Source organism: Albidovulum sp. (genome assembly GCF_041919395.1).
In the GTDB taxonomy this organism is placed as follows: Bacteria; Pseudomonadota; Alphaproteobacteria; order Rhodobacterales; family Rhodobacteraceae; genus Albidovulum.
This window is the reverse complement of sequence record NZ_JAYRTX010000033.1, coordinates 23,329-29,393: the sequence shown is the minus strand read 5'-3', so window position 1 is coordinate 29,393 and position 6,065 is coordinate 23,329. Positions and strand designations below refer to the sequence as shown.

Here is a 6,065-nt window from a genome sequence, read left to right as displayed (position 1 = left end):
GGCGGCCCGCCGAAGCCCGCCGCCTCCTGCGCGATGCAGGTGAAGGATTTGCGGCCGGGGCCGAACGGCGAACCGTCGGTGGTGAAGACCAATTCGCCGATGGTGAAGAAGGCCCGCGAGGGGGTGATGGAGTTCCTGCTGATCAACCACCCGCTCGACTGCCCGATCTGCGACCAGGGCGGCGAATGCGACCTGCAGGACCAGGCGATGGCCTACGGCGTCGATTTCAGCCGCTACCGCGAGCCGAAGCGCGCGCTGCCCGATCTCGACATCGGGCCGCTGATCGAGACCTGCATGACCCGCTGCATCTATTGCACCCGCTGCATCCGCTTCACCACCGAGGTGGCGGGGCTGACCGACATGGGCACGCTCGGGCGCGGCGAGGACACGCGGGTGACCACCTACGGCAACGAGATGCTGCCGATCGACGCCGCCGATCCCGAACACGCGGTCGGCGCCGCGCTGAGGGCGGTCATGGATTCGAACCTGCAGGGCAACATCATCGACCTCTGCCCGGTCGGCGCCCTGACCTCGAAACCCTATGCCTTCACCGCCCGGCCCTGGGAACTGACCAAGACCGAGTCGATCGACGTGATGGACGCGCTGGGGTCGAACATCCGCGTGGACACAAAGGGCCGCGAGGTCATGCGCATCCTGCCGAGGAACCACGACGGCGTGAACGAGGAGTGGATCAGCGACAAGACCCGCTTCATCTGGGACGGACTCAGGCGCCAGCGGCTCGACACGCCCTACATCCGCGAGGGCGGCAAGCTGAGAAAGGCAAGCTGGCCCGAAGCGCTCGCCGCTGCCGCGAAGGCGATGAAGGGCAAGAAGGTCGCCGGCCTCGTCGGCGATCTCGCCCCGGTCGAGGCGGCGTTCAGTCTCAGGCAACTCATCGAGGGTCTCGGGGGCAAGGTGGAATGCCGCACCGACGGCGCGAAGCTGCCGGCGGGCAACCGCTCCGCCTATGTCGGCACGGCGCGGATCGCGGATATCGACGCAGCGAAGTACATCCTGCTCGTCGGGACCAACCCGCGTGACGAGGCGCCGGTGCTGAACGCGCGCATCCGCAAGGCCTGGGCCAATGGTGCGCTCGTCGGTCTTGTGGGGGCGGCGGTCGATCTGACCTATCCCTATCACCACGCCGGGACCGACCGTGCTGCACTTCAGGCGATCCTCGAGCGGGACCACGGCGATGTTCTCGATGCGCCGTCGCTGGTGATCGTGGGGCAGGGGGCGCTTCGCGAGGCTGACGGCGCGGCGGTGCTGGCGACGGCGATGGAGATCTGCGCGCGGTCGAAGTCGAAGCTCCTGATCCTGCACACCGCCGCAGCCCGCGTCGGCGCGATGGATGTCGGCGCGGTCACCGGCGGCGGGCTTGCCGCGGCCATCGAAGGCGCGGAGGTGATCTACAACCTCGGCGCCGACGAGGTGGAGATCGCCGCCGGACCCTTCGTGATCTACCAGGGCAGCCACGGCGACCGTGGCGCGCACCGGGCGGACATCATCCTGCCGGCGGCGGCCTACACCGAGGAGAACGGCCTCTTCGTCAACACCGAAGGCCGCCCGCAACTCGCCATGCGCGCGGGCTTTGCACCCGGCGAGGCGAAAGAGAACTGGGCGATCCTGCGCGCGCTTTCGGCCGAGCTGGGCGCGCCCCTGCCCTGGGACTCGCTGGCCGGCTTGCGCAAGGCGCTGGTCGCGGCGCATCCGCACCTCGGCCGGATCGACGATGTGGCGGAGAACGCCTGGCAGCCGCTGCCGCTGGCGGCGCCGGCGAAGGCCGATTTCGTGAACGCGGTCAGGGACTTCTACCTGACGAACCCGATCGCCCGCGCCTCGGCGGTGATGGCCGAGCTTTCCGCCATGGCCCGCGCGCGGGCCGAAAAGCCGATGGCGGCGGAGTGACGATGGCGCGGGCGCTGCCCCTCACGGCCCTGACAGGCGGTCTTCTGACCGCCCTCTCGGCCTGTGCGGCAAGCCCACGCGTCTACGAGGCCACCGACCCGGTCGGCATGGGCGGCGATCTCGTGGGCTTTCTCGCCGCCGTAACGGGTGCGAGGACGGGCGCCGAGGCGGAGGACTACGCGACCTGTGTCGCGGCCGCCTATGCGCTGGAAAAACAGGCGGGATTCGCACGGAAAGTGCGGGTCTACCTGAAGGAAGAGGGTGGCGTTTGGAGCGCGGATGCTGTTTACAGCGTCTCGCCGGCGCTGCCCAGGGGCATGCGGACGATCGATGCCGAAGTGACGGTCGCCGACTGTGCCGAACGCGGCATACCGACGGTCTGAGAAGGAAGGTCAGAGGGACGGACATGGCGGAATTTCTGGCAACACCACTGGGCACCTTCCTCCTGATCCTTGCGCAGGGTCTCGGCATCATCGCCTTCGTGATGCTGTCGCTTCTGTTCCTCGTCTACGGCGACCGGAAGATCTGGGCGGCCGTGCAGATGCGCAGGGGCCCGAACGTGGTCGGCGCGTTCGGCCTCTTGCAGTCGGTGGCCGACGCGCTGAAGTACGTCGTGAAGGAAATCGTCGTGCCCGCGGGCGCCGACAAGTTCGTCTTCTTCCTCGCGCCGATGCTCAGCTTCGTGCTCGCCATCCTCGCCTGGGCGGTCATTCCTTTCCATCCGGGCTGGGTCCTGGCCGACATCAACGTCGCCGTTCTCTTCGTCTTCGCCGTCTCCTCGCTCGAGGTCTACGGCGTGATCATGGGCGGCTGGGCGTCGAACTCGAAATACCCTTTCCTGGGCTCGCTCCGCTCCGCCGCGCAGATGATTTCCTACGAGGTCTCGCTCGGCCTCATCATCATCGGCGTCATCATCTCGGCGGGAAGCATGAACTTCTCGGCCATCGTCGCGGCGCAGGAAGGCTCCTACGGTCTCTTCAACTGGTTCTGGCTGCCGCACCTGCCGATGGTGGTGCTGTTCTTCGTGAGCGCGCTGGCCGAGACCAACCGCCCGCCCTTCGACTTGCCGGAAGCGGAATCCGAACTCGTCGCGGGCTTCATGGTCGAGTATTCATCGACCCCCTACCTTCTCTTCATGGCGGGCGAATACATCGCGATCTTCCTGATGTGCGCGCTCATCTCGATCCTCTTCTTCGGCGGCTGGCTCTCGCCCATCCCGTTCCTGCCGGACGGCTGGTGGTGGATGGTCGGCAAGATGTGGGTGTTCTTCTTCCTCTTCGCGATGGTGAAGGCGATCGTGCCGCGCTATCGCTACGACCAGCTCATGCGGATCGGCTGGAAGGTGTTCCTGCCCCTGTCGATCGGCTGGGTGGTGATCGTCTCCTTCCTCGCGAAATTCGAAGTGCTCGGCGGCTTCTGGGCGCGCTGGGCGGTGGGGGGCTGAGCCTGATGGGGATCGACTGCGTCCTCTTCGAACGTCTCGTGACCCTGTCCGGTCAGGGCCTCTCGCCGAAGCGGGCGGTGATGCTCGGCCGGCAGGGGCTTAAGATCGAGCGGGCCCATGCGCGCCGGTATTCCGAGGCGTTGAAGCGCGCCGGCCTCGACATGAGCCGGTTCGAGCTTCTGCAGGATGACGGGTTCAGCGAGACGATGTTTCGCAAGCTGGGCTTCGGCGACATGGAGGCGGCGGATTTTTCCGACTACGAAGGCGCGACGATCCTTCAGGACCTGAACGAGCCTCTCGAGCCCGGACTTGCCGGCCAGTTCGACTTCATCTTCGACGGCGGCACGATCGAACATGTGTTCAACGTGCCCCAGGCGCTCGACAATGTCTTCCGGATGCTTGCGCCGGGCGGCGTCTTCGTCTCGGCCAACGGGCTCAACGGCTGGGCAGGCCACGGGCTTTACCAGTTCAACCCCGAACTCGTCTGGACCTACTGGCGGCGCGCGCGAGGTTGCGAGGTGCTGACCTGCGTCGGCCTGCCCAAGGACCCGACGAAACCCGCCGTGGTCTTCCCCGACCCGGCGGACCGCGGCGTGCGGCTGAGGCTGAACGGGCGCCTTCCGGAGGGCCGCGTCTATCTCTACTACGAAATTCGCAAGACCGAGGATGCGGACCGCGCCGCCCCGGTCCTGCAGAGCGACTACGCGGTCAAATGGGCTGACCGCGGGTCCAAAACGGCTGCCAACGCGCAAGGGGTCCTGCAATGAGTTCGGTCGACTACACCCGCGCCGCAAAATACTTCCTGCTCGTCGATTTCCTGAAGGGCTTCGGCCTCGGGATGAAGTACTTCTTCGCACCGAAGGCGACGCTGAACTACCCGCACGAGAAGGGGCCGCTGTCGCCCCGGTTCCGGGGCGAACATGCACTGCGCCGCTATCCCAACGGCGAGGAACGCTGCATCGCCTGCAAGCTCTGCGAGGCGATCTGCCCGGCGCAGGCGATCACCATCGACGCCGAGCCGCGCGAGGATGGCAGCCGCCGCACCACGCGCTACGACATCGACATGACCAAGTGCATCTATTGCGGCTTCTGCCAGGAGGCCTGCCCGGTCGATGCCATCGTCGAGGGCCCGAACTTCGAATTCGCCACCGAGACGCGGGAGGAGCTGTTCTACGACAAGGCCAAACTCCTCGCCAACGGTGAGCGCTGGGAAGCCGAGATCGCCCGCAACCTGGAACTGGACGCGCCTTACAGATGACCGACGCCTTCGGAAAACTCTTCCAGCAGATGATGGAGCAGGGCCAGGAAATGGCCCGCACCTTCAACCCTGCGCTGGAGAATTTCTCGGTCGCCGGGTTCGACAAGATGTGGCCCACGCTCTCCAAGGACATGATGGAGATGTGGTTCGGCAAGACCTTCAACCGCGAGGGGCTGGACGCCAAGACACGGCTTCTGGTCACCGTGGCGGCGCTGACGGTCCTTGGCGCGCAGGCGGAGCCGCAGATGCGGCTGACGATCCGCCACGCGCTGGAAGCCGGCGCCACCAAGCGCGAGATTGCGGAAGTGATCTATCAGATGAGCATGTTCGGCGGCTTGCCGGCGATGACGAAGGCGCTGGAGATCGCGCAGGCCGTCTTCGACGAGGTCGGTGACAAGACAGGAGATGACGCATGAGTGTCATGGTGTTCGCCTTCTACCTCTTCGCCATCTCGGCGGTGGCGGCGGGGCTCATGGTGGTTCTGGCGAAGAACCCGGTGCACTCGGTGCTCTGGCTGATCCTCGCCTTCCTCTCCTCGGCCGGGCTCTTCGTGCTTCTCGGGGCCGAGTTCGTGGCGATGCTCCTGATGATCGTCTATGTCGGCGCGGTCGCGGTGCTCTTTCTCTTCGTCGTGATGATGCTCGACGTCGATTTCGCGGAGCTCAAGGGCGAGATGGCGCGCTACATGCCCTTGGGGCTTCTGATCGGCGTGGTGATCCTGATGCAGCTCGGCATCGCCTTCGGCGCCTGGGCCCCGGCCGAGACGGCCGAATCCATGCGCGCCGCGGTGACGCCCGAGGGCGTGACGAACACCGCCGCGCTGGGCCTGCTGATCTACGACAAGTACATCCTCCTCTTCCAGTTGGCCGGGCTGATCCTATTGGTGGCGATGATCGGGGCCATTGTCCTGACGCTCCGTCACCGCAAGGACGTCAAGCGCCAGAACGTGCTCCAGCAGATGTGGCGCGATCCCGCGAAGGCGATGGAGTTGAAGGACGTGAAGCCGGGGCAGGGACTCTAGGCGGAAGGCAGCCCCGGACCTGATCCGTGGCAGTCCGGCCCGGCCGGACAGATGATACAAGGCCCCCGCTGTCGCGGGGGTGACAGACAGAAAGACGCAACGGGGCCGAAGACCCGGAGGGACGCGAATGATCGGACTGACACATTACCTTGGCGTTGCCGCCGCTTTGTTCGTGATCGGCATCTTCGGCATCTTCCTGAACCGGAAGAACGTCATCGTCATCCTGATGTCGATCGAGCTCATGCTGCTCGCGGTCAACATCAACTTCGTCGCCTTCTCGGCCCATCTCGGCGACCTCGTGGGCCAGGTCTTCACGATGTTCGTGCTGACGGTCGCCGCCGCCGAGGCCGCGATCGGGCTCGCGATCCTCGTCTGCTTCTTCCGCAACCGCGGCACCATCGACGTCGAAGACGTCAACGTGATGAAAGGGTAAG

General features: G+C 66.0%; 8 protein-coding genes. All 8 read left to right on the top strand.

Features of this window, described 5'->3' with window-relative positions; genetic code table 11:
* On the top strand, window positions 1–1,908 hold a 1,908-nt coding region (gene nuoG / locus ACMUOO_RS07730), incomplete at its 5' end, for an NADH-quinone oxidoreductase subunit NuoG (RefSeq protein WP_413854985.1).
* A 2-nt stretch (window positions 1,909–1,910) separates the two neighbouring features.
* On the top strand, window positions 1,911–2,291 hold the full coding sequence (locus ACMUOO_RS07725) for a hypothetical protein (RefSeq protein WP_301918574.1): 381 nt from the start codon (window positions 1,911–1,913) through the stop codon (window positions 2,289–2,291).
* A 23-nt stretch (window positions 2,292–2,314) separates the two neighbouring features.
* Window positions 2,315–3,352, top strand: a complete 1,038-nt coding sequence (gene nuoH / locus ACMUOO_RS07720) for an NADH-quinone oxidoreductase subunit NuoH (RefSeq protein WP_301918575.1) — start codon at window positions 2,315–2,317, stop codon at window positions 3,350–3,352.
* A gap of 5 nt (window positions 3,353–3,357) precedes the next feature.
* A complete protein-coding gene (locus ACMUOO_RS07715) occupies window positions 3,358–4,119 on the top strand; it encodes a methyltransferase domain-containing protein (RefSeq protein WP_301918576.1) in 762 nt (253 codons plus the stop codon).
* A complete protein-coding gene (nuoI, locus tag ACMUOO_RS07710; RefSeq protein ID WP_301918577.1) occupies window positions 4,116–4,610 on the top strand; it encodes an NADH-quinone oxidoreductase subunit NuoI in 495 nt (164 codons plus the stop codon). The genes ACMUOO_RS07715 and nuoI overlap by 4 nt, the downstream gene beginning before the upstream one ends.
* The gene (locus ACMUOO_RS07705) at window positions 4,607–5,026 is read left to right on the top strand and encodes a carboxymuconolactone decarboxylase family protein (protein WP_301918578.1); all 420 of its coding nucleotides are present in this window, start codon (window positions 4,607–4,609) and stop codon (window positions 5,024–5,026) included. Before nuoI ends, ACMUOO_RS07705 begins: the two co-directional genes overlap by 4 nt.
* A complete protein-coding gene (locus tag ACMUOO_RS07700) occupies window positions 5,023–5,631 on the top strand; it encodes an NADH-quinone oxidoreductase subunit J (RefSeq protein ID WP_301918579.1) in 609 nt (202 codons plus the stop codon). The genes ACMUOO_RS07705 and ACMUOO_RS07700 overlap by 4 nt, the downstream gene beginning before the upstream one ends.
* 127 nt (window positions 5,632–5,758) lie before the next feature.
* Window positions 5,759–6,064 carry an NADH-quinone oxidoreductase subunit NuoK gene (gene nuoK, locus ACMUOO_RS07695; protein WP_301918580.1) on the top strand — a complete coding sequence of 102 codons (306 nt, stop codon included), beginning with the start codon at window positions 5,759–5,761 and terminating at the stop codon, window positions 6,062–6,064.
* Window position 6,065 lies beyond the last annotated feature (1 nt).